We start from the raw sequence: 22,234 nt of genomic DNA on the forward strand, positions 1-22,234 counted from the left end.
GATAGTTGGGGGGTAGCCCCCTGCGAAAATAGCTCGATGCCAGGTAAAACTTCTGCTCCACGATCGCCTGTCGGCGTTGTGTGAGTCAACAAGCTCCAAAAGGAGCTGAAGGAAAAGCCACCCGAAAGGGGTGGCTTTTCTGTTGGTCGTTTTCTGGTGGCCATCGGCCTCAGAGTTCAATCTGGGCCAGGCTGGTGATGACCTCAAAGGGGCCGGGATCCACGGCGGGATTCTCCGGTCGCACACTGAAGCGCGTGGCCATGCCGGCGGACTGGGCGGCTTCCAGCTCGCTGCTGGAATCGCTCACAAACAGGATCGCTGCCGGCGCCAACTCTAGGTCCCTGGCAATGGCGCTGTAGCTGGCGGCTTCACCCTTGGGGCCTGTGCTGGTGTCGAACCAGTGGCTGAACAGCCCTCTGAGATCGCCATCGGTGCTGTGGCCGTAGAGCAGTTGTTGTGCCTTCACCGATCCTGAGGAATAGACGGCCAACTGCAGCCCTTCCATTCGCCAGGCCCGTAACGCCGGGGCCACATCGTCAAACAACGGACACTTCAGGGCGCCGCTGGCATAGCCCTGGTCCCAGATCAGCCCTTGTAGTTCCTTCAGCACGGGAAGCTTGTGGTCCTGATCGATCAGCGTCTGAAGAAAGTGCACCCGTTCGTCATGGCTTGGCGTCCTTCGTGGCCCTTCATGGGCAGCCCCGCCGCTCGCCTCCATGGCCCTATCAATCGTCTCGATCAGTGGCGCCAGGGCTGCATTGCCTTCGGTTCGCAGAAACCCATCCAGCCGTTCGCGGGCATAGGGGAACAGCACCTGGCTCACGAAGGGCACCGGGCAGGTGGTTCCTTCGATATCGAGCAGGACGGCCCTGATCCCCTCGCTGCGGGGCTTCAGCTGGCCCAGGCTCTCCAGCAGCAGGCGCCGCCACCGTTGCTCCAGCAGCCACTCCAGGATCTCCAGATGCCGCCGCGCCTGGGACAGATCGCTCCCCCAGGCGTAGAGGCCATGCCCGGCAATCAGCAGTCCCTGGGGGGCGGCCGCGAGCAGGGGGCCGGCGGCGGCGCTGAGACTGGCCAGGTCCTGGTCGTTGGCCAGTACCGGCACCTTCACCTGGTTGCTGTGGCTGCCGATGCCCTCCAGTCCTTTGAGCATTTCCAGGCCCTGCAGCCGTAGGCTCCCCGACGTCTGATCGTCTCCCAAGCACCAGTCGGAGAGCACGGTGGCGGCCTGGGAATGGGTGTGCAGCACCGCCCCGGCCCCTGTCCGGTCCACGATCTCCAGGTGCAGCAGGGTTTCGGCGCTGGCCCGGCCTTCCCCTGCCACCACCGTGCCTTCGGCGTTCACCTCGATCAGGTCTTCGGGGGCGACGGAGCCCTTGTCGACACCGCTGGGGGCCATCAGCAGGGTCAGGGGGTGGCGTGACAGCACGCAGCTGAAGTTGCCGCCGGTGCCATCACACCAGCCGCGGGCGTGGATTGCCGCCATGGTGCGGCTGAGCTGGTCGGCGAAGGCGCTGGTCACGCGGGTTGGCAAACAAAGGTCAGTTCTGGCAGCGGGGACACCAGTGGCTGCTGCGCCCCCCCAGCTTCTCGCGCAGGATCTCCGTGCCGCAACGGCGGCAGGGTGATCCGCTGCGTCGGTACACCCAGGCCTGGCCGCCGTAATTGCCGTTGGTGCCCTGCAGGTCGCGGAAGTCGCTGAAGGTGGTGCCCCCGGCGCCGATGCTGGTTTCCAGGACGCCCACCAGAGACGAACGCAGCCGTTCCAGGTCGCTGCGTCCGAGGCGTCCGCTGGGGGTCTGGGGCCGGATCCCGGCAGCGAACAGGGACTCATCGGCGTAGATGTTGCCCACCCCCGCCACCAGCGATTGGTCGAGCAGGGCGTTCTTGATCGGCCGCCGTGAGCCCTTCAGTCGCTGCCGCAGGTAGGCACCGGTGAAATCCGCTCCGAAGGGTTCCGGTCCCAGCCGCCGCAGGCCGGTGATCACGGCTTCGTCGGCGATCCCCACGGGAACCCACCACATCTGGCCGAAGCTGCGGGTGTCCACGAAGCGCAGCTCCTCTCCGGCCCCGTTCCAGACCCGAACGCGGGTGTGGGGGCAGGGGGGGCGCTCCTCGGCCAGCCAGAGGAACTGGCCGGTCATGCGCAGGTGCACGCCCCAGCGTCCCGCCGGGCTGCCGCCAGGGGCCTCGAGATCGGCCAGGAGGTACTTGCCGCGCCGGTGCCAGTGGCCCACACGAAGACCCCGAAGGGCCCTGCAGAAGTCGGCAGGGTCTTCAGGGCTGGCGATGGCACGGGCCCTGAGCACCTCGACGCGGTCGATGGTCAGACCGCAGGTCTGTTGCTCAAGGCCCCGACGAACGGTTTCAACCTCGGGCAGCTCGGGCATGCCCGGATCGTAGGGCTGGCAGGAACTCAGGCCTTGACGAGCTCGCTCTCGGCGAAGTTGTTGGTGTTGATGCCGCCGTCGGAGCCGCTGTAGCCGTTGTAGTTCACCTTCTCGAAGCGAACGACAACGGGATAGCGGATGCCGGAGGTGTCAACCGACGCCACGGTGCCCACTTCGTTGTACCAGTAGGACTCGGGACGCTTGATCCGTACTTTGTCGCCGCGGGAGATGGCCATCGCTGGGCTGGAAGATCGGTTGGTCTGCGCAGCGACACTACCGGCGATCCGGGCCCTGCGCCGAGGCGATGTCACGGTTCGTTGCCGGCCCCGTGGCAGCATCCCCGAACCCACCGCCGGCCCCGCCAATGGTCCCGACCATGGCCCTCCCCGAGGCCCCCCTGCTGAGCCTGGATCTGCCCGATCCGGAGAGCGACAGCCTCAGCACGATGGAGTTCCTGGCCAGGCTCGAAGAGGCCTGGGCCGTCTGCGATCGCTTCGATCTGCAGACCGAAATCTGGCGGGGCCGCATCCTGCGCTCGGTGCGCGACCGGGAACGGCGCGGCGGCGAGGGACGCGGCACGGGCTTCCTCCAGTGGCTGCGGGAGCGGGAGATCAGCAAGACCCGTGCCTACACCCTGATCCAGCTGGCGGAGTCGGCCGATGGCCTGGTGGGCGAGGGTCTGCTGGAGGAGGGCAGCGTCAACAACTTCTCCAAGCGGGCCTTCCTGGAAACGGCCCAGGCCGATCCGGAGGTTCAGCAGATGATCAGCGAGGCGGCCAACGAGGGCCAGCAGATCACCCGCAAGCAGGTGCGTCGCCTCACCGACGAGTTCACCGCTGCCACCAGCCCCCTGCTGCCGGAGGAGATCCGCCAGCGCACCGCCGATAACCTCCTGCCCCCCCGGGCCGTGGCACCCCTGGTGCGGGAACTGGCCAAGCTGCCCGAGGAGCAGCAGAACGACCTGCGCCGTGTTTTGCGGGAGGAACCGGAGCTGGAGCGGGTCAAGGATGTGACCCTCACCGCCCGCTGGCTCAGCAAGGCGGCCGAGGCCGGGCTGGCGGTTCGGGCCTTCCAGCAGGGCAATCTCGATCTGGAGAAGGCCCTGCAGGAGGCCCAGCGCCTCGATGCCCTGGGCCTCCTGGCCGATGCGGTGGGCCAGGCCCAGGCGCTCGAGAGCGCCGTGCTCAAGCTGCACACCAGCTGGCGCCGGCTGGGGGGTCTGCAGGAGCGTCTCTGGGTGGAGAGCGGCAGCAGCACGCCCCATCTGAGGGAACTGCTCACCGTGCTGCAGAGCCTGAGTGGAACCACGATGCGGGTGTCCCTGGGGGAACTGGCCGGGGGTAAGCGGGTGCGTCTGCAGCTGGTGGAGGAATCCCCCGACCAGCTGGACCCGCCACCTCTGCACTGACGGCTGCGGACGTGGGGCGGCAGCCACCACATCTGGTGGGAGCTAGGGTCTGGCGGTACCAGCGCTGGAGTGAGCTTGGGGTCCGATCCCCTCGGCGAGAGCCTGCGGCGCCATTTCGGCTGGGAGAGTTTCCGGCCCGGGCAGCGGCCGGTGGTGGAGGCGTTGCTCTCTGGCCGCGACTGCCTGGCGGTGCTGCCCACCGGGGCGGGCAAGTCGCTCTGCTTCCAGCTCCCCGCCCTGGTGCGGGACGGCCTGGTGGTGGTGATCTCGCCCCTGGTGGCCTTGATGCAGGACCAGGTGAGCCAGCTCCAGGCCCGGGGCATCCCGGCGGCCTGCCTGCACCGGGGTCTGGAGCAGGGGGAGCGGCGCCAGCTGCAGCAGCGCCTGGCGTCCAACCGGCTGCGGCTGCTCTATCTGGCGCCCGAGCGAGCCCAGGCCGAGGCCACCCGCCAGGTGCTCGAGGAGGCCCTCGAAACCGGCCGGCTGGTGGCCCTGGCGGTGGATGAGGCCCACTGCATCAGTGCCTGGGGCCATGATTTCCGCCCCGATTACCGGCGCCTTGGCCAGCTGCGGGCGCTGTGTCCAGGCGTGCCGCTGGTGGCCCTGAGTGCCACCGCCGCGCCCCAGGTGCGGGCCGACATCATCCGCCTGCTGCAGCTGCGGCGGCCCCTGGTGCAGGTGCGATCGGCCCGCCGCGCCAACCTCGCCTACACCATGCGTCGGCGGCCGGTGGACCCCCTGGCCGAGGTGGTGGAGGCGATCGACCAGGCCCGTGGGGCCGTGCTCATCTATGCCCGCACCCGTCGCTCGGTGGAGCAGTGGGCGGCGCGCCTGACGGCGGCCGGGGTGGAAGCGATCGCGTACCACGCCGGCATGGACCCCGAGAGCCGCCAGCTGGCCCTGCGCCATTTCCAGGAGCATCCTTCGCCGGTGCTGGTGGCCACCGTCGCCTTCGGCATGGGGGTCGACCGGCCCGACGTGGGGCTGGTGCTCCACCTCGACCTGCCCGCCAGTGCCGAGGGCTATCTGCAGGAATCGGGGCGGGCCGGCCGCGATGGCCAGCCCGCCCGTTGCCTGGTGCTCTTCGATCCCGCCGACCGCACCAGCCTCGGCTGGGCGATGCGCTCCGCTGGCCAGCAACTGCCGCCGGACCAGCGGCTGCTGGAACGCCACCGGCTCGAGCTGGCCCAGCAGCAGCTGCGGCGCATCGAAGCGGTGGCCGAAGGCGCGGGGTGCCGGGAGCAGGCCCTGCTGCTGGCGGTGGGGGAGATCTCTCCCCCCTGCGGCCGTTGCGACAACTGTCTTTCCGCTCCCTCCGCGAACGACTGGGCCCACCAGGCGGCGGTGCTGCTCTCGGCCCTGGAGGATCGCAGCGGCCGCGATCTGCGCAGCCTGGCCGAGGACCTGGCCGGCGCCCACGGCAGTGAGGAACCGTGCTGGGCCTGGCTGGCCCGCCGCCTGGTGCAGGAAGAGCTGATCAGCGAGAGCGACGATGGCGCCCAGCGCCTGTTCCTGCGGCCGGTGGGGCGCAGCTACCTGAGGGACCCCTGGCCCCTGCGCTGGTCGGCCTGAGGCAAGGCTCCAGCCCCTCCCCGTTCAGGCGCCCCTGGACTTGCAGAGGTCGGTGACGAGCTGCTGCTCGAAATCCGCCTGGGGATCATCCCAGCTCTTCCACTGGCCCGCCTGGCTGGTGGCATTGAGCTTGCGGGCACTGCAGTTGACCGCCAGATAGAGCGACTCCCCCTGGGAATTGAGGGTGGGCGCGACCATGCTGCCGCCCATGGGCTGCCAGTTGGCCCAGTCCACCTGCAGGGGGCCGTAGTTGCGCCAGTCGGGCTTGCCGGGGCTGGCCGTGGTGGCCGGACGGGGCGCAGCCGCCACCACGGCTGGCTTGGGTCTGGCGGCCGGGGCGGGGGTGGCCCGGCCGACGGCGGGGGCTGGCTGGCTGGACGGAGCGGGCCGGGCCGCCTGTGCAGGCTTGGCGGCGGGCCTGGGGGTGGTGGTGGCCGCCGGTCTGGCGGCAGCGGCGGGCTTGGCGGCCGGTTTCACGCTGGGCGAGGCGGTGGGCGTGGAGGTGGGCGTGGAGGTGGGCTTCAGCCGCAGGCGGGTGCCGGACTCCACCAGGTTGGGATCGCTGATGCGGTTGATGGCGATCAGCTGCGTCATGGGAACGCCGTAGCCCTCGGCGATCTGGGACAGGCTTTCGCCGCTGCGGACCACATGCTCGGAGGCCTTGCGGTTGAAACCGGAGGCCGGACTGGCGCTGCGGGAGGCGGATGGCACCACCAGCTTCTGGCCGGCTTCGATGTGGTCGGCCTTGCTGAGCCCGTTCAGCTGCATCAGGCGGCTGACGGTGATGCCGTGGCGGTCGGCGATTTCGGAGAGGGTTTCGCCCGGGGCCACCGTGAGGCTGCCGCCGGCCGCCCGGGGACGAATGGCGTCGCCGGGCAGGGTCAGGGTGCGGCCCGCTTCGACCAGATTGGGATCACTGATCCTGTTCACTTTCATCAGGGTGGACATGCTCACCCTGTGGCGGGCGGCGATGTCGGAGAGGGTTTCGCCGGGCTTGACGGTGACCTGGGCAGCCAGAGCCGGGAGCGGCAACACCATGGCTAGAGCCAAGGCGAAGAGGGGGCGGCGCATGGGCACTAGGGATAGCTCCGCGCACGTTAAGGTCCAACTCCCGGCCCGCCCAGCCCCCCCCCGCCGATTCCTGGGTGCCGGCCCTCAGCCCATCAGGCGCCGGATCAGGCCGAGCTTGCCGGCATAGGGGGGGAAGCGGACCGGGGGATCGGGCCACAACGGCCGGCTGAGCAGGGCGCGCTGATGGGAGAAGGTGAGGAAGCCGGCTTCTCCGTGATAAGCCCCCATTCCGCTGGCGCCGATGCCGCCGAAGGGCAGGCTGGCCATGCCCCCCTGGACCACCACGTCGTTGACCACGACGCTGCCGGAACTGGTGCCCGCCAGTACCCGTTCCCTCGCCAACTCGCCGCCGCCGAAGAGGTAGAGCGCCAGGGGCTTGGGGCTCCGGCGCACCAGGGCCAGGGCCTCCTCCAGGTTGCCCACCGACAGCAGCGGCAGGATCGGGGCGAACAGCTCCTCCTGCATCAGTGGGTCGGAGAGGGGCTCGTTCACCGCCACCAGGGTGGGTTCGATCCTCCGCTGTGCGGGATCGCAACGTCCACCCAGCAGCACCTGACCCCGTTCCCGGGCCTGGGCCAGGAGCCCTTCGAGGCGCCCGAAGCGCCCGGCGCCGACGAGCTGACCCAGGTCAGGGCTGGCCAGGGGATCGGGGCCATAGAGCGCGCGTGCCTGCTCGGCGAACGCCGCCACCAGGGCGTCCCGCACCCCTGGCAGCACCAGCACGTGGTTGGGGGCCAGGCAGGTCTGGCCGGCGTTGAGACAGCGTCCCCACAGCAGCCGTCGGGCCGTGGTGGCCGGATTCGCGTCCTCCAGCACGATCGCCGGATTCCGGCCCCCCAGCTCCAGGGTGACGGGGGTGAGATGGGGGACGGCCGCTGCCAGCACCAGCCGCCCCACCCGCTCGCCGCCGGTATAGAAGATGTGGTCGAAGCATTCCTGCTTCAGCAACCGGCTGGCCACCGCCCCGTCGCCGCAGACCACCTGGACCACCTCGGGCGGGAAGTGGCTGGCCAGCAGCTCGGCCAGCAGGGCCGCCGAGGCCGGGCTTTGTTCGGAGGGTTTGAGCACGGCCGTGTTGCCGGCGGCCAGGGCATGGAGCAGGGGGTGGAGGCAGAGGTCGAAGGGGTAGTTCCAGGCGCCGATGATCAGAACGCAGCCCAGGGGCTCGGCCCGCACCGTTCCCTGGCCCGGCCAGGCCCATGGCGGCAGCGAGCGGCGGCGGGGACGCATCCAGCCGGCCAGGTGGCGCCGGGTGTGGCGCAACTCCTGGCGCAGGGCCCCCAGCTCGAAACTGGCCTCCACCTCGGGCCGACCCAGGTCGCTGGCGAGGGCCTCCACCATCCGCTGGTCCGCCGTGCTCAGCAGGCGATCGAGGCGCTGGAGCTGCTCCAGCCGCCAGGCCAGGGGACGGGTGTCGCCCCCCTCCACCAGCTGCCGCATGGTGGCCACAGGCAGCGGCAGGAGCGAGGGGCTGGGCTCTGGGTTTGTGTCTGGGTTGGTGGGGGTGGCCGGCGTGGTCATGGCTGGGGCCTTTCCCCCCAGGGTGGCAAAGGCCGCTACCGGCGGGCCCGGGGCTACTCAGGCACCGCCGCAGCCGGCCTGGAACACCGCCCGCCTGAGGTTGTCGATCCTGGGGGAGCCGGGCCCGTCGAAGGCATAGAGCAGGGCCAGTCCCAGGCTGATGTCGTCACGGTCGAGCGCCTGCTGGATCGCGGCCCACCAGGCGATCGGATCCCTGCCCAGGCTGGCCAGTTCCTTCTGGGCCCTCTCCATCCGGCTCGCCGGATCCCCCTCCAACACGATGACGGCGTAGTCGTCGGCCTGAACGCCCTGGGGCCGCAGCATCAGCACCAGCCGCTGACCCGGACGCATGGGGGCCAGGGGCCAGGGGATCGGGCCCTCAATGGGTTCCCCGGGCAAGGCACGGCGCTGCCACAGCACCTCGCCCTCCCGTTCGATCCTGACCTCGTCCAGGGGTTCGGTGCTGAGGATCGTGGGGGAGGCGATGGCCACCGCCGCCACCGCCTCCCCCTTGGCGTTGGCGGCGAGCCTGGGGGTGAGAACGCAGACCGTGGTGGCCCGGAGGGGGGCCGCGCAGGAGACCAGTGCAGCGGCTAGGCCGATCGCCAGGCAGGTCCGGCGCACGGCGGACAACAACGGGATTCCGAAGAACGGGGTCTTTGACGCTAATGGCCGCCGCCGCTCAGCCGGCCATCGTCATCAGGTTCAGACCATGCAATCCCTCGACGAGCAGGTAGGCCCCGAGCACCAGGGCCAGCACCCCCACCAGCCACTCGGCCTTGTGCTGCAGCCAGTCCTCCAGACGGGTGATCGGCTCGCGGATCGCCCCGCCGCTCACCAGCCAGGCCAGGGGAGGCAGCAGCAGCAGGGAGCTGGCCATCAGGGTGAAGAGCCCCGTCACCTCGGCGTCGGCGGTGAGGCCGGGGTCGTTGAGCAGCAGCAGGCCGGCCTCTTTGAGATAGAAGACCAGGTTCTCCGGGGTGAGCAGGGCACTGGTGGCGCCGATCAACACCAGGGTGAGCGTGCTGAAATCGGGCAGCTGGTTCATCAGCCGCAGGGCCATGCCCTCCTCGCCGAGGTTGGCCTGGGGGGTGAGCTGGTACAGCCCCAGGCCCACGAGGGCGCCGGCACCGAGCAGGTCGATCAGCACCTGCTCCCGCTCGCCGTGGCTGAGGCTGATGGAGAAGGCTTCTCCCAGCACCATCAACACCACGATGGCCAGGGCATTGGCCGCCGCCCAGCCCGCCACGTAGGCCATCGCCCGCTGCAGAGGGGACCGGCCCAGCAGCAGCAGGGTGACCACGGCGATGTGAAGGGGGCTGAAGGCGATGCCGATGCCGAACAGGGACGACTTGGTGATCAGCGCGGGGGACAGGAGCGCTGGGACGCTGAGGGCAAGGGGGGGCAAGGAGGCGATCAGCGATTCGGGAGTCGGCCATTCTCCACGACACGGCCGGGCCGCCGTGAGCTGGGGCGTCGCAACGGAACCGATTCGCGCTTCGCGTTTGCCTTCAATTGGACAGGTTGAAGGCCAGTTCGTTGGTGAAGATCAGCCTTTCCCCCAGCCGCCTGGCGACGATCTTGTGCAGCAGGATCGCGGCGCTGGGATCCTGATCTTCCAGTTCGGCAAGGTCGGCGATAGCCAGGGAGAGGGAACAGACGACGGTCTGGGCGATCACGGAGGCCGATGTTTCCCGGCGGAGATAAAAACTGATCTCGCCGACGCAGGTTCCTGGATCCATGGTGCGCAGGCGGATCGGAGGATCCTCCGGTCTGTTCCGGCGTTCCACGCTCACACGTCCAGAGAGGATGAAATGCAGGCCAACGGGCGGAGATCCCTGCTCGATGATGATGGATCCCGGCGGCCATTCCTGGTGACTCAGATAACCGATAAGCCGTTCACGGGCTGCTTCTTCGGCCGGGGTGAAGGCTTCAAGAAGCGAATCGATTCCATGGTGCTCCTGGGGCAGCGTATGGGCATGGAAGGTCAGTAATTCATTCTCGCAATACTCCAGGCCATGGTCGAGATCCTGGAACCAGTCGATCCCTTCGATCCCTCCCTCGAGCACCTTCGCCTTTTTCAGGGAGTGGAGAATCTGCTGGCTGGGCGCTGTCAGAATGAGTTCCACACTGTAGGAATCGCAGAGTTGCTTGATGCGGCTGAAGGTGTTGATGGCTGAGGCATCGATGCCGCTGCCCCGCTTCATGTCGATCAGGACCCAGTGGGGATTCGTATGGTCCCGGGATTCGAGGTGGCGGCCGATGGTCCGCAGCAGACCATGGGCGGTGCCGAAGAACAGGTGCCCCTGGAGACAGAGGATCAGGATCGAATCGCCGTAGCACTCCAGCACTTTGGTTTTGGCATCGTCACGATCGACGTTGCTGCGTCTGGTGCGCCCCGTCAGCATCAACCGGATGGCGGAGATGCGGCTGTAGTCGAAGGTGAACAGGGCCACCGCCAGAATCAGCCCGAAGATGATTGCCGCCATCCATCCAGCCGCCAGCATCACCAGCAGGATGGCCAGCAGGATGGAATATTCCATGCCCGAGAGAAACACTCTCTGATCCACCAGCCAGTTGCCCAGCAGGGAAAGCCCCAGGAACAGCAGCAGCCCCCCGGTGATCGCATAGGGGATCTGATTCACCAGTCCCTGCCCGCCCACCAGGGCCGCCAGGCAGAGCATGGAGGAGATCAACCCGGTGGAACGGCCCCGCACCCCCATGTGATGGGGCAGGGCCGTGGCGCTCAGGGAGTGGAAGCCTGCCGGACTGCCCACGCAGGCGGCCAGCAGGTTCGCCAGGCCGACGGCCTTGAGATCGCGGTTGAAGTCGAGTTCCTTGCCGATCGTCGCTTCGATGGCACTGGCATTCATCAGGGTGCCCAGGCTGGCGATGAAGGCCACCGACAGCATGTCGGGAATCATCCGGGCCAGGCTGCCCCAGCCGATGCGGTGAAGATCGGGCCAGCCGGCCGCCAGTTCCCGGGGGGACAGGGCCAGTTCCCGGGCAGGGAGGAGGCCGGCCTCCCGCGCCTGGGCGAGCTCGGTGCCGGAGAGGGCCAGGGCGCCGTGGAAGACCATCAGACCGATCACCAGGAAGGCCGGGATCGTCAGCCAGGAGCGCCAGATCCGGGTGGCCAGAAACATCGCCAGGCCGAAGGTCGCTCCAGGCAGCCACAGGTGCAGGGAGGAGGCCTGCAGCAGCAGAGGCAGATCGAAGCCCCCTCCCCCGCTGGAGAGCATCACGCTGAAGCCGCCCTTGGCGAGCAGCATGCCACTGCCTGCCACGAAGCCCCCCAGGACGGGATAGGGCAGAAAGCGGAACAGATTGCCGGCCCGGCCCATTCCCATCAGCAGCGACAGCAGGCCGAACAGAAACGTGGTGCCGGCGATCATCACCAGCACGGTGGCGAAGGGATCGGCCTGGGGATGGGTGGTCGGCAGCTGGCCGACCAGGCGGGTGCTCAGCAGCGCCAGGATGACGATCGGCAACTCATGGGGCCGGCCCACGGTTCCCGGAAACGATCCGGTCAAGGTGAGGACGAGCCCGATCACGACCGCGCCGGTCAGGGTCATCAGGAATCCCAGGCCCATCGAGGGCTCCAGGGGACCCTTGTAGAGCAGCGTTGCGAAGGAGGCCTGGGTCAGGATCGTCAGGATCCCGACGGTCAACCCAGCGGAGAGCGACGCAGCGATCCGATGCGCTCGGGGCGACATGCGTGTTCAACGACCCCAGAAGCGAAGACAGGCTACCTGTCGGTTCTCAGGCCCCAAGATCCCGATGGGCGCCCATGCCCCAGCGTCTTCTCTGGGTAAGGGAGTCTTCCCCTGCCGCTGCTGGAGGGGAGGACGGGATTGGAAGCCCTTGACGAGATTTGAACTCGTGACCTCTCCCTTACCAAGGGAGTGCTCTACCACTGAGCTACAAGGGCATGTGGAAAGGTGGGCCGGGTTGGATTTGAACCAACGTAGGCAGAGCCAGCGGATTTACAGTCCGCCCCCATTAACCACTCGGGCACCGACCCGAACCACACCTTCAGAACTTACCAGCCGACCTTCCACCCCCCATGCGCCTGCTCGTGCTCCACGGCCCCAACCTCAACCTGCTCGGCCAGCGGGAGCCCGGCCTCTATGGCAGCAGCACCCTTGCGGCCATCGATGCGGCCCTGGAGCAGCAGGCCATCGAGCTGGGGGTGGAGCTGACCTGCTTCCAGAGCAACCATGAGGGGGCCCTGGTCGACCGCATCCAGCAGGCGGGAGGGCAGGCCGGGAGCCCGGCCAGTGACGGGATCCTGATCAACGCCGCCGCCTACACCCACACCTCGGTGGCGATCCGCGATGCCCTGCTGGCCGTGGCCTTGCCGTTCGTGGAGGTGCACCTGAGCAACACCCACGCCCGCGAGCGCTTCCGGCACCGCTCCCTGCTGGCCGACCGGGCCCTGGGGGTCATCTGCGGCTTCGGCCCCACCAGCTACCGCCTCGCCTTGGAGGGCCTGGTGGCCCATCTGCGGGCTTCGGCATGAGCGGCGCCTCCCTGCCCGTGGCGGCCGCCCGGGTGAAATGGCTGGCCGCCCCCAGCAGCGCCGCCTGGCTGGAGCAGGCCCTGGCCCACCCCGAGCTGCTGCTGATCGACCACGCCCACTGCGAGCGCAAGGCGGCCGGCGCCGCCCTGCAGCTGATGTTCCGCTACCCCTCCGATGGGGAGCTGGCTGCGGTGCTCAGCCCCCTGGCCCGGGAGGAGCTGGAACACTTCGAGCGGGTGCAGGCCCTGCTGGAGCGCCAGGGCCTCGGCCTGCGGGCCCTGGCCGCCCCGCCCTACGGCGCCACCCTGGCTGCCCTGGTGCGGCGCAATGAGCCGGAGCGGATGCTCGACAGCTTCCTGGTGGCGGGCCTGATCGAGGCCCGCAGCCATGAGCGCATGGCCCTGCTGGCCGCCCACAGCCCCGACCCGGAGCTGCGGGAGCTCTACGCCGACCTGCTGGCCAGTGAGGCCCGCCATTTCGGCCTCTACTGGGTGCTGTGCGAACGGCGCTGGCCCCGGCCGGTGGTGGCCGAACGCCTCGCGGCCCTGGCCCAGCAGGAGGCGGTCATCCTCGCCAACCTCCATCCCCAGCCGCGCATGCACAGCTGAGCCGGACTTTCAGGCCGCCGCGGCGAGCACCTGCTCCAGCAGCGGGAAGCGCGTCGCGATCGGGTCGCCGGTGAAGGTGGCCACCCAGCCCTCGCTGTTGTTGAAGAAGCGCAGGGCGCAGAAGCTGGGGCGCTCGCCGGTGTCGAACCAGTGGCGGGTGCCGGCGGGCACGCCGATCCAGTCACCCTGCTCGCACACCACCTGCACCACCTCGCCGGCGATGTGCAGACAGAACAGGCCGTGGCCCTCGACGAAGAAGCGCACCTCGTCCTCGGCGTGGGTGTGCTCGGAGAGGAACTTCGCCCGCAGGGCCTCCCGCTCCGGGTGATCGGGGCCGAGGCGGATGGCATCCACCGTCCGGTACCCCCCGTCGGCCTGGACACGGGCGATCTCAGCGGCGTAGGCGGCCAGGATCGCCGCCTGGTCGGCGTCAGCCGTCAGGGCCACCGGTGTGGCCCAGCGCTCGAAGCGCACGCCCCGGGCCGCCAGTTCGCGGGCGATCACCGCGCCGTCGCTGCTCTGCACAAGGGGAACGTCGGGGCCGCCGCCTGTGGCGGAGCGGATCACCAGGTGGGTCATCGGAGCGCTCCGGGGCGTTCAGGGAAGCTGCAGCCTAGAAAGGCCCGACGCGGACCTCAGCCCCATCGCCGACCCTGCAGCCAGCGCCGGCCTCACCCTGGTGGGGGTGGGTCCCGGTGATCCGAACCTGCTCACCGTTGCCGCGGTGCGCGCCATCGAATCCGCCCATACCGTGGCCTACCCGGTTGCCCGCGAAGGGGCCGTGGGGATGGCGGCCAGCGTGGCCCAACCCTGGATCGCGTCCGGCCAGCGGCGGCTGCCTTTGGTGTTCCCGATGGTGGCGGCGGCCGAGCCCCGCCGGCAGGCCTGGCATGCCGCCGCCGACCGGCTGGCCGCGGAGGTGGCCGGCGGGCGGGCGGTGGTGCTGCTCTGCGAGGGCGATGTGTCGCTGTTCGCCAGCAGCAGCTACGTGTTGCTGGCCCTGCGGCAGCGCCATCCCGGCCTCCCCGTCCGCCTGATTCCGGGCATCAGCGCCGTGGCCGCGGCCGCGGCCGCCGGGGCCTGGCCCCTGGCGCTGCAGCAGGAGGGCCTCCTGATCCGACCCACCCCGGAGCAGCCCCAGGAGCTGGAGGAGCTGCTGGCCCAGGCGGCGGCCGGGGGCTGGGTGCTGGCCCTGCTCAAGCTGGGGGGCCGCTGGCCCTGGGTGCGGCTCCTGCTGGCCGAGCGGGGGCTGCTGGCGGACGCGTTGTTTGCCCAGCGGGTGGGCTGGCCTGACCAGCAGCTCTGTCCGGCCTCCGAGGTGCCCGCCAACGCGGTCCCCTACTTCTCCCTGCTGCTGGTAAGGCAGGGGTGGCCGGCGGTGCTTCCATGACCGTTCGCGTTGTGCCCTGCCCTTGCCGATGCCCACCTTTGGGATGACAGCCAACGGCATGACCGCCACCGACTGGTTCGCCCTGCTGCACCCGGTGGTGATCATCCTCTTCGTCTATCCGGTGGTGGGAGCGACCATCCGGCTGGGGATCCTGGCGCGGGAACGGCGCCTCGACATCAACCCCCTGCCGCCGACGGTGGGGGTGGAGCACACCGACCATGGCCGCTGGGTGACCTTGGGTGTGGTGGTGGCCGTGCTGATCGCCATGGCGGCCACCTACGCCAGGGGTGACGCCGCCGGCAGTATGGGATCGGGTGCGGCGCTGCTGCTGGCCGGCCTGGGATGCCTGGTGAGCTGCCTGGCCCTGTGGCGGGTCAAGGGCGCCCGGCTGCGGGCCGGTTTCGCCCTGATCTGCTGGCTGGGGCTGCTGACCCTGGGAGCCCAGCCCTCTCTCTGGCATCTGGGCCGCAGTCCCTTTGACGGGGGCGTGTGGGGGTCCCATTACTGGAGCGGGGTGCTGCTGTGTGGCCTGCTGCTGTTCGCCATGGCGGCCGCCCCCGAGACCCTGCGCTCCCCTCGCATGCGGCGGCTGCATGTCAGCGCCGCCTTCCTCACCGCCCTGCTGCTGGCGGTGCAGGCCATCAGCGGCAGCCGGGACCTGCTGGGCATGGCCCTGGGTCAGTGATCTCCAGCTCCGCCTCCGCCCGGTGCAGCAGCTCCAGGGCACTCTCCAGGCTGGGGGCGACCATCAGCTCCCGGCGCAGCCGGGCCGCGCCGGCGAACCCCTGGCAGGTCCAGCCCAGGTGCTTGCGGGCGATCAGCAGCCCCTGATCGCCGCGGGCGGCCACCAGCGCCTCCAGGTGCTCCCTGGCCAGGGCGATCCGGGCGCGGCTGTCCGGCTCGGGGGGCAGGGGCCGGCCGGCGAGGGCCGCGGCGATGCGCCCCACCAGCCAGGGGTGCCCCAGGCTGCCCCGACCGACCATCACCCCGTCGGCGCCGGTGATGGTCAGGCAGCGCAAGGCCTCCTCCGGGCTCGTGATGTCGCCGTTGGCGATCAGCGGAATCCGCAGCGCCGCCTTCACCCGCCCGATCGCCCCCCAGTCGGCCCGGCCGGTGAAGCCCTGCTCCCGGGTGCGGCCGTGCAGGGTCAGGGCGCGGGCGCCGGCGTCCTGCAGGGCTAGGGCGAAGCCCACCGGATCGGCACTGGCCCCGCACCAGCCCAGCCTTGTCTTCACCGTCACCGGCACCCGCACCGCCGCCGCCACCGCCGCGACGATCCGCAGGGCCAGGTCGGGCTGGCGCAGAAGGCCGCTGCCGCCCCCCTTGCGGGCGATCTTGCGCACCGGACAGCCCATGTTGATGTCGATCAGCCAGGCTCCGGCGGCCTCGGCCCGGCGGGCCGCCTCGGCCATGGCGTCGGGCCGGTGGTCGAACAGCTGCACTCCGACGGGGCCGGGATCCTGGTCGAGGGCGGCCATCTTGGCGCCGCCGTGGCCCAGCTCCAGGGCCGTGGCATTGACCATCTCCGTGAACAGGAGAGCCTCCGGGGCCCAGCGGCGCACCAGGGCGCGGAAGATGCCGTCGCTCACCCCCGCCAGGGGCGACTGCAGCACCCGGCAGGTGAGCAGCCTGTCGGTGCCGTTGCCTTCCAGGCGGAGGGGGCCGGTGGGGCAGGGGTGGGGGGCGGGACTGGGCATGCTGGGGTCAGTCTCGGATGCTCAACGCCGCTTGGACGCTGCCGCCCCTGCCGCCCCGGAGCCCGATGCCGCCCAGGGGCCGTTTCCGCTCAGCCGCGCCCTGCTGGAGGCGGTGCTGGAGGACCGCACCAGCGATCGGTTCGTGTGCCGGCTGATCTGGGAGCGGCTGGGCTATCGCCCCGCCGCCGAGGGCCGCTGGCAGGCCGGGCCCGACACCCCGCCGGCCTGGGCCGAGGCCTTCCCCGAGGCGCCGGAGCTGATCGCCGAGCGGCCCGCGAGCGTGCGGCTCACCCGCTCGATCCCCCCCGAGCACAAGCAGCTGCTCAAGCAGCAGCTGGGCTTCGCCGGCTATCGCATCGGTGGCCTCTACCCCCGCCGCACCCGGCGGGCCACGGCGGTCAACTGGTTGCTGGCCCACCTGGCTGAGCGGGGCGAATCCATGCCCGAGGAAGGCCCCCTGCCGCCGCTCCTGGACCCGCCCAGCGATCCGGTGGCCGGCCACCCTGGGGATCTGCCGGTGGGTTGAGCCGACGGTCCCTCTGTAGGGTCTTCGTAACGCATCCGTCGTAAGGAATAAGTCAGATTGGCGCTCCCCGTCGTCGCCGTGATCGGACGCCCCAACGTGGGCAAGTCCACCCTGGTCAACAGGCTCTGCAGCAGCCGTGAGGCCATCGTTCACGACCAGCCCGGTGTGACCCGGGACCGCACCTACCAGGAGGGGTTCTGGGGTGACCGCACCTTCCGGGTGGTGGACACCGGCGGCCTGGTGTTCGACGACGACAGCGAATTCCTGCCCGAGATCCGGGAGCAGGCCAACCTGGCCCTGGCCGAGGCCTCGGTGGCCGTGGTGATCGTGGACGGCCAGCAGGGCGTCACCGCCGCCGACGAATCCATCGCCGAGTGGCTGCGGGGCCAGTCGGTGCCGGTGCTGCTGGGGGTGAACAAGTGCGAATCCCCCGACCAGGGCCTGGCCATGGCGGCCGACTTCTGGGGCCTGGGCCTGGGCGAGCCCCACCCGATTTCCGCCATCCACGGTGCCGGCACCGGCGACCTGCTCGACCGGGTGATCAGCTTCCTGCCGGCCACCACCGAGACGGAAGGGCCCGAGCCGATCCAGCTGGCGATCATCGGCCGCCCCAACGTGGGCAAGTCGAGCCTGCTCAATGCCATCTGCGGCGAGAACCGGGCCATCGTCAGCCCGATCCGCGGCACCACCCGCGACACCATCGACACCACCCTGGAACGGGAGGGGCTCACCTGGAAGCTGCTGGACACCGCCGGCATCCGCCGCCGCCGCAGCGTCGACTACGGCCCGGAGTACTTCGGCATCACCCGCAGCTTCAAGGCGATCGAGCGCAGTGATGTCTGCGTGCTGGTGATCGATGCCCTCGACGGCGTCACCGAGCAGGACCAACGCCTGGCGGGCCGCATCGAGGAGGACGGCCGCGCCTGTGCGGTGGTCGTCAACAAGTGGGACCTGATCGAGAAGGACAGCCACACCATGAGCGCCATGGAGAAGGAGCTGCGCGCCAAGCTCTACTTCCTTGACTGGGCGCCGATGCTGTTCACCTCCGCCCTCACCGGCCAGCGGGTGGAGAGCATCTTCGCCATCGCCGCCGTGGCGGTGGAGCAGCACCGCCGCCGGGTGAGCACCTCGGTGGTGAACGAGGTGCTGCAGGAGGCCCTGCGCTGGCGATCGCCGCCCACCACCCGCGGTGGCCGCCAGGGCCGGCTTTACTACGGCACCCAGGTGGCGACACGCCCCCCCAGCTTCACCCTGTTCGTCAACGATCCCAAGCTGTTCGGCGACACCTACCGCCGCTATGTCGAGCGCCAGATCCGCGAGGCCCTGGGCTTCGAGGGATCGCCGGTGCGGCTGTTCTGGCGCGGCAAGCAGCAGCGGGACGCCGAGAAGGAGCAGGCCCGCCAGCAGAGCCGGGGCGGCTGACGTCGATGCTGGGGGGCCTGGCCTGAATGGACTGGTTGCGGCAGCTGCCGATCGGTCAGTACGTCGATGACGGCGAGGGCGGCGACGGCCGCGGCAGCTGGCTGAAGCGGCTCGACCCGCGCGTGAAGCTGGTCTGGACGGTGGCGTTCCTGGTCACGCCGATCCTGGCCGGTCCGCTCTGGCGCCTGGCCTTGGTGGGCCTGCTGTTGCTGATCACCGCCGTCAGCGGCCTGCCCTGGCGCCTCTGGCGGCAGAGCCTGCCGCTGCTGATCGCTCTGGCGCTGCTGGTGGGGCTGCTGAGTGCCCTGTTGCCGGCCGCCGGTGGGGCGCCGGCCAGCCTCCAGCGTCCCCCCGGCGAGTTGCGTCTTGTCCCGGGCCCTCCCGGTGCCCCGCCCCCGACGCGGGCCGGCCTGTCCTGGGAGTTGGTGCGCTGGGGTCCGGTGATGGCCGGTCCCCTGGAGCTGGGCCCCCTGGTGGTGACCCGCCGCTCCGCCGAACTCGGCATCAACGGCGCCACCCTGCTGTTCACCGTCATCCACAGCGCCAATCTGCTGCTGCTTTCCACCCCGCCCGAGGAGCTGGTCTGGACCATCGCCTGGTGGTTGGCTCCCCTCAAGGCGCTGGGCTGGCCCGTGGAGCGCCTGGGCTTCACCCTGCTGTTGTCCCTGCGCTTTTTGCCACTGGTGCAGGAGGAGCTGCAGAACCTGCTGCGCTCGATCGCCACCCGGGCGGTGAATCTGCGCCGGCTGGGCTGGAAGGCCAGCCTCGGACTGGTGCTGGCGGTGGGGGAGCGGCTGCTGGCCAACGTGCTGCTGCGCTCCGAGCAGGGGGCCGAGGCCCTGATGGCGCGCGGCGGGATGTGGCTCCCTCCCGACCGCCTGCACCAGCCCGCGGCCACACCCACCGGTGCCAGCCTGGCGGCGGCGCTGGCCCTGGTGCTGCTGCTGGCGCTGCGCTGGAAAGTCGGTGCCCTTTAATGGCCCCAGCCAGCAGGGAGACGTGAGCACCGAGCGCTATCTGAATCACCCCACCTTCGGGATGCTCTATCGGGTAGCGCCGGTGGCCGAGAGCCGCGACCTTTATGCCACCCTCTACGCCCAGCGCATCTTCTTCCTGGTGACCCTCCAGGAGCGGGGGGCCCATTTCGAGGTGATCCCCCTGATGGACGCCCGCCACTTCGCCGAGCAGAACCTGGCCCGCTGCCGCCGCGACGGTCCCGAAGTCCAGGCCCGCTGGCGACAGCTCTTCGACCAGACCTTCATCTGATGGCGGAGGCGTCGCCGGAGGCGGCCGAATGGGTTGACTCCAGCCTGGAGCAGAGACTGCAGGCCTTCCGGGCGGCGCTGCCTGCCTCCACCCGGCTGCTGGCGGTGTCCAAGGGGCATCCGGCCGAGCAGGTGCGCCAGGCGGCGGCCCTGGGTCAGCGAAGCTTCGGGGAGAGCCGGTTGCAGGAGGCCATCGCCAAGCAGGAGGCCCTGGCCGACCTGCCCGATCTTGACTGGCATTTCATCGGCCGGCTGCAGGCCAACAAGGCCCGGGCCGTGCTGCGCCGCTTCGGCACGATCCATTCCGTCGACAGCCTGGAGCTGGCCTGGCGGCTGCAGCGGATCGCCGCCGAGGAAGGGTTGGCGCCGGGGATCCTGCTGCAGGTGAAGTTCCGCCCCGACCCGGCCAAGACCGGTTTCGATCCCGCCGAGGTGCGCGCCCTGGGGGTCGACCTGGGGCGCCTGCAGCCCCTGCGCTGTCTCGGACTGATGACCATCGCCCCGTTCGGACTCACCCCTGGGGCCCGCCTGGAGCTGTTCCGGGACTGCCGCGCGCTGGCCGATGACCTGGGGCTCCACGACTGCTCGATGGGGATGAGCGGCGACTGGCGCGAGGCTGTGACGGCCGGCAGCACCTGGGTGCGCCTCGGCAGTGTTCTGTTCGGAAGTCGGCCAATCCAGCCTTGAAAGCGCGTTCGGATCTTGCCGGCACGGATGTGGGACGCTATTCAAGGCCAAGCATCCTTCCCGAGGTCGACTCCGTGTCGTTGTTCTCCCGCCTGCGTGCCGTCGTCTCCGGTGACGACTATCTCGATGGCGACTTCGACGACGAACTCGACTACGACCCCGGTGACACCACCACCAGCACCAGCGGCGCTTCCACGGCCATCAGAAACCCCGGAGCCCTGGCTCTGAGCACGGATTTCTCCACCGACGATCCCTTTGCCGGAACCAACGTCATCGGCATGCCTGGGATCACCAGTGCGGTGGCCGAGGTGTGCCTGATGGAACCGCGCAGCTTCGACGAAATGCCCCGGGCGATTCAGGCCCTGAGGGAGCGCAAGACCGTCATCCTCAATCTCACGATGATGGAGCCGGATCAGGCCCAGCGCGCGGTTGATTTCGTGGCCGGTGGCACCTTCGCCATCGACGGTCACCAGGAACGGGTGGGCGAAAGCATCTTCCTGTTCGCCCCCAGCTGCGTCACGGTCACCACCGCCGGTGGTGAGGATGCGGCCTCCCCCACCGTGGTCTCCGGGCGCACCGGCCCTGTCGACGACCAGCAGGACGCCGCTCCCAGCCCCGCCTGGGGCCGTTCGGATGCCATGGTCTGAGACCTTCGGGGTGGTGGGCCTGGGCCGGATGGCCCGAGCCCTGCTCCTTCCTCTGCTGGACAGCGGTCTGGTCGACAGCTCCGATGTGCGGGCAGCGGTGTCCACCGAGGCCTCCGCCCTGAGGCTGGCAGGCGAACTCGGCGTCCAGGTCTCCACTGACGTGGCCCAGGCCTGGTCGGCTCCGGTGGTGCTGCTGGCGGTCAAACCCCAGCAGATCGAAGCGGTGGCCCCGGCAGCGGCGGCGGCCCTGGCGGCTGTGCAGGCGACGAGCGAGGTGGCCGCACCCGGCCAAGAGCCCCTGCTGATTTCCGTGCTGGCTGGGGTGCCGCTGCGGCGGCTTCAGACCCTCTTCCCCGGGCGGGCCTGCGTGCGGGCCGTTCCCAACACCCCGGCCCTGGTGAGGTCCGGCCTCACGGGCCTGAGCTGGGGAGAGGGCGTCGGCGAGGGCCGGCGCGAGGAGGTGCGCCAGCTGTTCGCCCAGGTGGGGGAGGTGCACGAGCTGCCCGAGCACCAGCTCGACCCCTTCCTGGCCCTCACGTCCTCCGGCCCGGCCTTCCTGGCCCTGGTGGCCGAATCCATGGCCGATGGGGCCGTGGCGGCGGGCCTGCCCCGGCCCCTGGCCAGCCACCTGGCCCACCGCACGATGGCGGGGACCGCGGCCCTGCTGCAGGGCCAGGAGCTGCACCCCGGCGAGCTCAAGGACATGGTGACCAGCCCCGCCGGCACCACGGCCGCCGGTCTGCGGGAGCTGGAGCGGGCCGGCCTGCGTTCGGCCCTGATCGAAGCTGTTCTGGCCGCAGCGGAGCGCAGCCGCCAGCTGGCCTGAGCGCCCTAAGGGCGGCGCCGCAAACCAGCCCGTTCAGCTGCGGCCGGCCCCCAGCTTTGGTTCGGTGCCGGCCATCAGCCGCTGCAGGTTGCTGCGGTGCCGCCAGAGCACCAGCGCCGTGGTGAGCAGGGCCAGGCTCAGGTAGGCCGGCCGCAGGCCGGAGTCGCCGAAGGAGCCCAGCATCAGCAACGGCAGGGACAGGGCCGCCACCACGCTGGAGAGCGACACGATCCGGCTGAGGCTCAAGGTGGTGAGGAAAATGCCGAAACAGGCCAGTCCCACCGGCCAGGTCAGGCCCAGCAGCATCCCCAGGCCGGTGGCCACCGCCTTGCCGCCTTTCCAGCCCAGCCACACCGGCCAGATGTGGCCCGCCAGGGCCGCCAGGCCCGCCGCCACCACCCCCCAGTCGCTGGCGGTGCTGAACTCCCCGAGGGGTTGCAGCACCGCCTTGGCCAGCAGCACGGCCACGGTGCCCTTGAGCACATCGAGAAGAAACACCGCCAGTGCCGGACCTTTGCCCAGCACCCGCAGCACGTTGGTGGCACCGGTGGAGCCAGAGCCCTCCTGGCGCAGGTCGATGCCGGCGAGCCAGCGGCCCGCCAGCCAGCCGAAGGGAATCGAGCCCAGCAGGTAGCCCGCCGGCAGCAGCAGCAGATCGGGAAGGAAGGCCATGGGAGAAGGA

The 22,234-nt window shown here is 70.1% G+C and carries 24 protein-coding genes and 2 tRNA genes; 13 read left to right on the forward strand and 13 right to left on the reverse strand.

The genetic code is table 11. The features are described from left to right. Nucleotides 1-169: 169 nt before the first annotated feature. From mtnC to KBZ12_RS08555, 3 genes are read right to left on the reverse strand one after another with little or no spacing between them, the layout of a single operon-like run. Entirely contained in the window at nucleotides 170-1,522 is a 1,353-nt protein-coding gene (gene mtnC / locus KBZ12_RS18655) for an acireductone synthase (RefSeq protein ID WP_396100895.1), read from the reverse strand. Nucleotides 1,523-1,541: 19 nt separating this feature from the next. Beyond that, nucleotides 1,542-2,390 (reverse strand): DNA-formamidopyrimidine glycosylase, encoded by an 849-nt coding sequence (locus KBZ12_RS08550; RefSeq protein WP_254957509.1) that lies wholly within the window; start codon nucleotides 2,388-2,390, stop codon nucleotides 1,542-1,544. 26 nt (nucleotides 2,391-2,416) lie between these two features. Next, nucleotides 2,417-2,626, reverse strand: coding sequence for a photosystem I reaction center subunit IV (locus KBZ12_RS08555; RefSeq protein WP_094587464.1), 210 nt, complete (start codon nucleotides 2,624-2,626; stop codon nucleotides 2,417-2,419). 140 nt (nucleotides 2,627-2,766) lie between these two features. Between KBZ12_RS08555 and KBZ12_RS08560 the strand changes: the two genes are divergently transcribed. After that, nucleotides 2,767-3,798, forward strand: a complete 1,032-nt coding sequence (locus tag KBZ12_RS08560; protein ID WP_254957510.1) for a hypothetical protein — start codon at nucleotides 2,767-2,769, stop codon at nucleotides 3,796-3,798. Between the two features lie 75 nt (nucleotides 3,799-3,873). Next, the gene (locus KBZ12_RS08565; RefSeq protein WP_254957511.1) at nucleotides 3,874-5,370 is read left to right on the forward strand and encodes an ATP-dependent DNA helicase RecQ; all 1,497 of its coding nucleotides are present in this window, start codon (nucleotides 3,874-3,876) and stop codon (nucleotides 5,368-5,370) included. Nucleotides 5,371-5,394: 24 nt separating this feature from the next. Here KBZ12_RS08565 and KBZ12_RS08570 read toward each other — a convergent pair whose 3' ends face one another. The 7 genes from KBZ12_RS08570 to KBZ12_RS08600 all read right to left on the reverse strand — a co-directional run bounded on the left by KBZ12_RS08570 (nucleotide 5,395) and on the right by KBZ12_RS08600 (nucleotide 11,986). Continuing rightward, entirely contained in the window at nucleotides 5,395-6,408 is a 1,014-nt protein-coding gene (locus KBZ12_RS08570) for a LysM peptidoglycan-binding domain-containing protein (protein WP_315859290.1), read from the reverse strand. 117 nt (nucleotides 6,409-6,525) lie between these two features. Further along, on the reverse strand, nucleotides 6,526-7,962 hold the full coding sequence (locus KBZ12_RS08575) for an aldehyde dehydrogenase family protein (protein ID WP_254957513.1): 1,437 nt from the start codon (nucleotides 7,960-7,962) through the stop codon (nucleotides 6,526-6,528). Between the two features lie 57 nt (nucleotides 7,963-8,019). Further along, nucleotides 8,020-8,595, reverse strand: a complete 576-nt coding sequence (locus KBZ12_RS08580) for a hypothetical protein (protein WP_254957514.1) — start codon at nucleotides 8,593-8,595, stop codon at nucleotides 8,020-8,022. Nucleotides 8,596-8,644: 49 nt separating this feature from the next. Next, nucleotides 8,645-9,370, reverse strand: coding sequence for a GAP family protein (locus KBZ12_RS08585; protein WP_254957515.1), 726 nt, complete (start codon nucleotides 9,368-9,370; stop codon nucleotides 8,645-8,647). A gap of 103 nt (nucleotides 9,371-9,473) precedes the next feature. After that, a complete protein-coding gene (locus tag KBZ12_RS08590; RefSeq protein ID WP_254957516.1) occupies nucleotides 9,474-11,678 on the reverse strand; it encodes a SulP family inorganic anion transporter in 2,205 nt (734 codons plus the stop codon). Between the two features lie 143 nt (nucleotides 11,679-11,821). Next, a tRNA-Thr gene (locus KBZ12_RS08595) sits at nucleotides 11,822-11,893 on the reverse strand. An 11-nt stretch (nucleotides 11,894-11,904) separates the two neighbouring features. Next, nucleotides 11,905-11,986 (reverse strand) — tRNA-Tyr (locus tag KBZ12_RS08600). A gap of 42 nt (nucleotides 11,987-12,028) precedes the next feature. On the opposite strand from KBZ12_RS08600, the gene aroQ reads away from it, so the two are divergent. Together aroQ and KBZ12_RS08610 are read left to right on the forward strand one after the other, a co-directional pair. After that, complete coding sequence (aroQ, locus tag KBZ12_RS08605) at nucleotides 12,029-12,484, forward strand: type II 3-dehydroquinate dehydratase (RefSeq protein ID WP_254957517.1); 456 nt, start codon at nucleotides 12,029-12,031, stop codon at nucleotides 12,482-12,484. Next, nucleotides 12,481-13,092 carry a tRNA-(ms[2]io[6]A)-hydroxylase gene (locus KBZ12_RS08610; protein WP_254957518.1) on the forward strand — a complete coding sequence of 204 codons (612 nt, stop codon included), beginning with the start codon at nucleotides 12,481-12,483 and terminating at the stop codon, nucleotides 13,090-13,092. Before aroQ ends, KBZ12_RS08610 begins: the two co-directional genes overlap by 4 nt. Nucleotides 13,093-13,101: 9 nt before the next feature. Here KBZ12_RS08610 and KBZ12_RS08615 read toward each other — a convergent pair whose 3' ends face one another. Further along, nucleotides 13,102-13,671: an acireductone dioxygenase gene (locus KBZ12_RS08615; RefSeq protein WP_254957519.1), complete on the reverse strand. Its 570-nt coding sequence runs from the start codon at nucleotides 13,669-13,671 to the stop codon at nucleotides 13,102-13,104. A gap of 100 nt (nucleotides 13,672-13,771) precedes the next feature. On the opposite strand from KBZ12_RS08615, the gene cobI reads away from it, so the two are divergent. Both cobI and KBZ12_RS08625 read left to right on the forward strand, forming a co-directional pair. After that, complete coding sequence (gene cobI, locus KBZ12_RS08620) at nucleotides 13,772-14,482, forward strand: precorrin-2 C(20)-methyltransferase (RefSeq protein ID WP_254957520.1); 711 nt, start codon at nucleotides 13,772-13,774, stop codon at nucleotides 14,480-14,482. Between the two features lie 43 nt (nucleotides 14,483-14,525). Continuing rightward, complete coding sequence (locus KBZ12_RS08625; protein WP_254957521.1) at nucleotides 14,526-15,167, forward strand: DUF4079 domain-containing protein; 642 nt, start codon at nucleotides 14,526-14,528, stop codon at nucleotides 15,165-15,167. On the opposite strand, the gene dusB is transcribed toward KBZ12_RS08625, so the two are convergent. Continuing rightward, nucleotides 15,124-16,179: a tRNA dihydrouridine synthase DusB gene (gene dusB, locus KBZ12_RS08630; protein ID WP_254957522.1), complete on the reverse strand. Its 1,056-nt coding sequence runs from the start codon at nucleotides 16,177-16,179 to the stop codon at nucleotides 15,124-15,126. The genes KBZ12_RS08625 and dusB overlap by 44 nt on opposite strands. Here dusB and KBZ12_RS08635 point away from each other — a divergent pair. The 7 genes from KBZ12_RS08635 to proC all read left to right on the forward strand — a co-directional run bounded on the left by KBZ12_RS08635 (nucleotide 16,178) and on the right by proC (nucleotide 21,552). Further along, nucleotides 16,178-16,705, forward strand: a complete 528-nt coding sequence (locus KBZ12_RS08635; RefSeq protein ID WP_396100902.1) for a DUF1823 family protein — start codon at nucleotides 16,178-16,180, stop codon at nucleotides 16,703-16,705. The genes dusB and KBZ12_RS08635 overlap by 2 nt on opposite strands. 57 nt (nucleotides 16,706-16,762) lie before the next feature. After that, nucleotides 16,763-18,127: a ribosome biogenesis GTPase Der gene (der, locus tag KBZ12_RS08640; protein WP_254957524.1), complete on the forward strand. Its 1,365-nt coding sequence runs from the start codon at nucleotides 16,763-16,765 to the stop codon at nucleotides 18,125-18,127. Nucleotides 18,128-18,153: 26 nt separating this feature from the next. After that, nucleotides 18,154-19,104, forward strand: coding sequence for a CbiQ family ECF transporter T component (locus tag KBZ12_RS08645; RefSeq protein ID WP_254957525.1), 951 nt, complete (start codon nucleotides 18,154-18,156; stop codon nucleotides 19,102-19,104). Nucleotides 19,105-19,126: 22 nt separating this feature from the next. After that, nucleotides 19,127-19,393, forward strand: coding sequence for a PipX family protein (locus tag KBZ12_RS08650; protein ID WP_254957606.1), 267 nt, complete (start codon nucleotides 19,127-19,129; stop codon nucleotides 19,391-19,393). Then, nucleotides 19,393-20,079 carry a YggS family pyridoxal phosphate-dependent enzyme gene (locus tag KBZ12_RS08655; RefSeq protein WP_254957526.1) on the forward strand — a complete coding sequence of 229 codons (687 nt, stop codon included), beginning with the start codon at nucleotides 19,393-19,395 and terminating at the stop codon, nucleotides 20,077-20,079. The genes KBZ12_RS08650 and KBZ12_RS08655 overlap by 1 nt, the downstream gene beginning before the upstream one ends. Before the next feature lie 74 nt (nucleotides 20,080-20,153). Further along, on the forward strand, nucleotides 20,154-20,726 hold the full coding sequence (locus KBZ12_RS08660) for a cell division protein SepF (protein WP_254957527.1): 573 nt from the start codon (nucleotides 20,154-20,156) through the stop codon (nucleotides 20,724-20,726). Continuing rightward, entirely contained in the window at nucleotides 20,713-21,552 is an 840-nt protein-coding gene (gene proC, locus KBZ12_RS08665) for a pyrroline-5-carboxylate reductase (protein WP_254957528.1), read from the forward strand. The genes KBZ12_RS08660 and proC overlap by 14 nt, the downstream gene beginning before the upstream one ends. 33 nt (nucleotides 21,553-21,585) lie before the next feature. Here the strand turns inward: proC and plsY are convergent, their stop codons facing one another. Beyond that, the gene (gene plsY / locus KBZ12_RS08670; RefSeq protein WP_254957529.1) at nucleotides 21,586-22,224 is read right to left on the reverse strand and encodes a glycerol-3-phosphate 1-O-acyltransferase PlsY; all 639 of its coding nucleotides are present in this window, start codon (nucleotides 22,222-22,224) and stop codon (nucleotides 21,586-21,588) included. Between the last annotated feature and the right edge of the window lie 10 nt (nucleotides 22,225-22,234).

Source organism: Cyanobium sp. Cruz CV13-4-11 (assembly GCF_024346055.1).
In the GTDB taxonomy this organism is placed as follows: domain Bacteria; phylum Cyanobacteriota; class Cyanobacteriia; order PCC-6307; family Cyanobiaceae; genus Cyanobium.

Bases quoted from the DNA above. Each gene is read 5' to 3' on its own strand.
- KBZ12_RS08550 (WP_254957509.1), bottom strand. From the start codon at position 2,390: ATGCCCGAGCTGCCCGAGGTTGAAACCGTTCGTCGGGGCCTTGAGCAA.
- KBZ12_RS08555 (WP_094587464.1), bottom strand. From the start codon at position 2,626: ATGGCCATCTCCCGCGGCGACAAAGTACGGATCAAGCGTCCCGAGTCC.
- KBZ12_RS08560 (WP_254957510.1), top strand. From the start codon at position 2,767: ATGGCCCTCCCCGAGGCCCCCCTGCTGAGCCTGGATCTGCCCGATCCG.
- KBZ12_RS08570 (WP_315859290.1), bottom strand. From the start codon at position 6,408: ATGGTGTTGCCGCTCCCGGCTCTGGCTGCCCAGGTCACCGTCAAGCCC.
- KBZ12_RS08575 (WP_254957513.1), bottom strand. From the start codon at position 7,962: ATGACCACGCCGGCCACCCCCACCAACCCAGACACAAACCCAGAGCCC.
- KBZ12_RS08590 (WP_254957516.1), bottom strand. From the start codon at position 11,678: ATGTCGCCCCGAGCGCATCGGATCGCTGCGTCGCTCTCCGCTGGGTTG.
- aroQ (WP_254957517.1), top strand. From the start codon at position 12,029: ATGCGCCTGCTCGTGCTCCACGGCCCCAACCTCAACCTGCTCGGCCAG.
- KBZ12_RS08610 (WP_254957518.1), top strand. From the start codon at position 12,481: ATGAGCGGCGCCTCCCTGCCCGTGGCGGCCGCCCGGGTGAAATGGCTG.
- KBZ12_RS08615 (WP_254957519.1), bottom strand. From the start codon at position 13,671: ATGACCCACCTGGTGATCCGCTCCGCCACAGGCGGCGGCCCCGACGTT.
- KBZ12_RS08625 (WP_254957521.1), top strand. From the start codon at position 14,526: ATGACAGCCAACGGCATGACCGCCACCGACTGGTTCGCCCTGCTGCAC.
- KBZ12_RS08635 (WP_396100902.1), top strand. From the start codon at position 16,178: ATGCTGGGGTCAGTCTCGGATGCTCAACGCCGCTTGGACGCTGCCGCC.
- dusB (WP_254957522.1), bottom strand. From the start codon at position 16,179: ATGCCCAGTCCCGCCCCCCACCCCTGCCCCACCGGCCCCCTCCGCCTG.
- KBZ12_RS08645 (WP_254957525.1), top strand. From the start codon at position 18,154: ATGGACTGGTTGCGGCAGCTGCCGATCGGTCAGTACGTCGATGACGGC.
- KBZ12_RS08655 (WP_254957526.1), top strand. From the start codon at position 19,393: ATGGCGGAGGCGTCGCCGGAGGCGGCCGAATGGGTTGACTCCAGCCTG.
- proC (WP_254957528.1), top strand. From the start codon at position 20,713: ATGCCATGGTCTGAGACCTTCGGGGTGGTGGGCCTGGGCCGGATGGCC.
- plsY (WP_254957529.1), bottom strand. From the start codon at position 22,224: ATGGCCTTCCTTCCCGATCTGCTGCTGCTGCCGGCGGGCTACCTGCTG.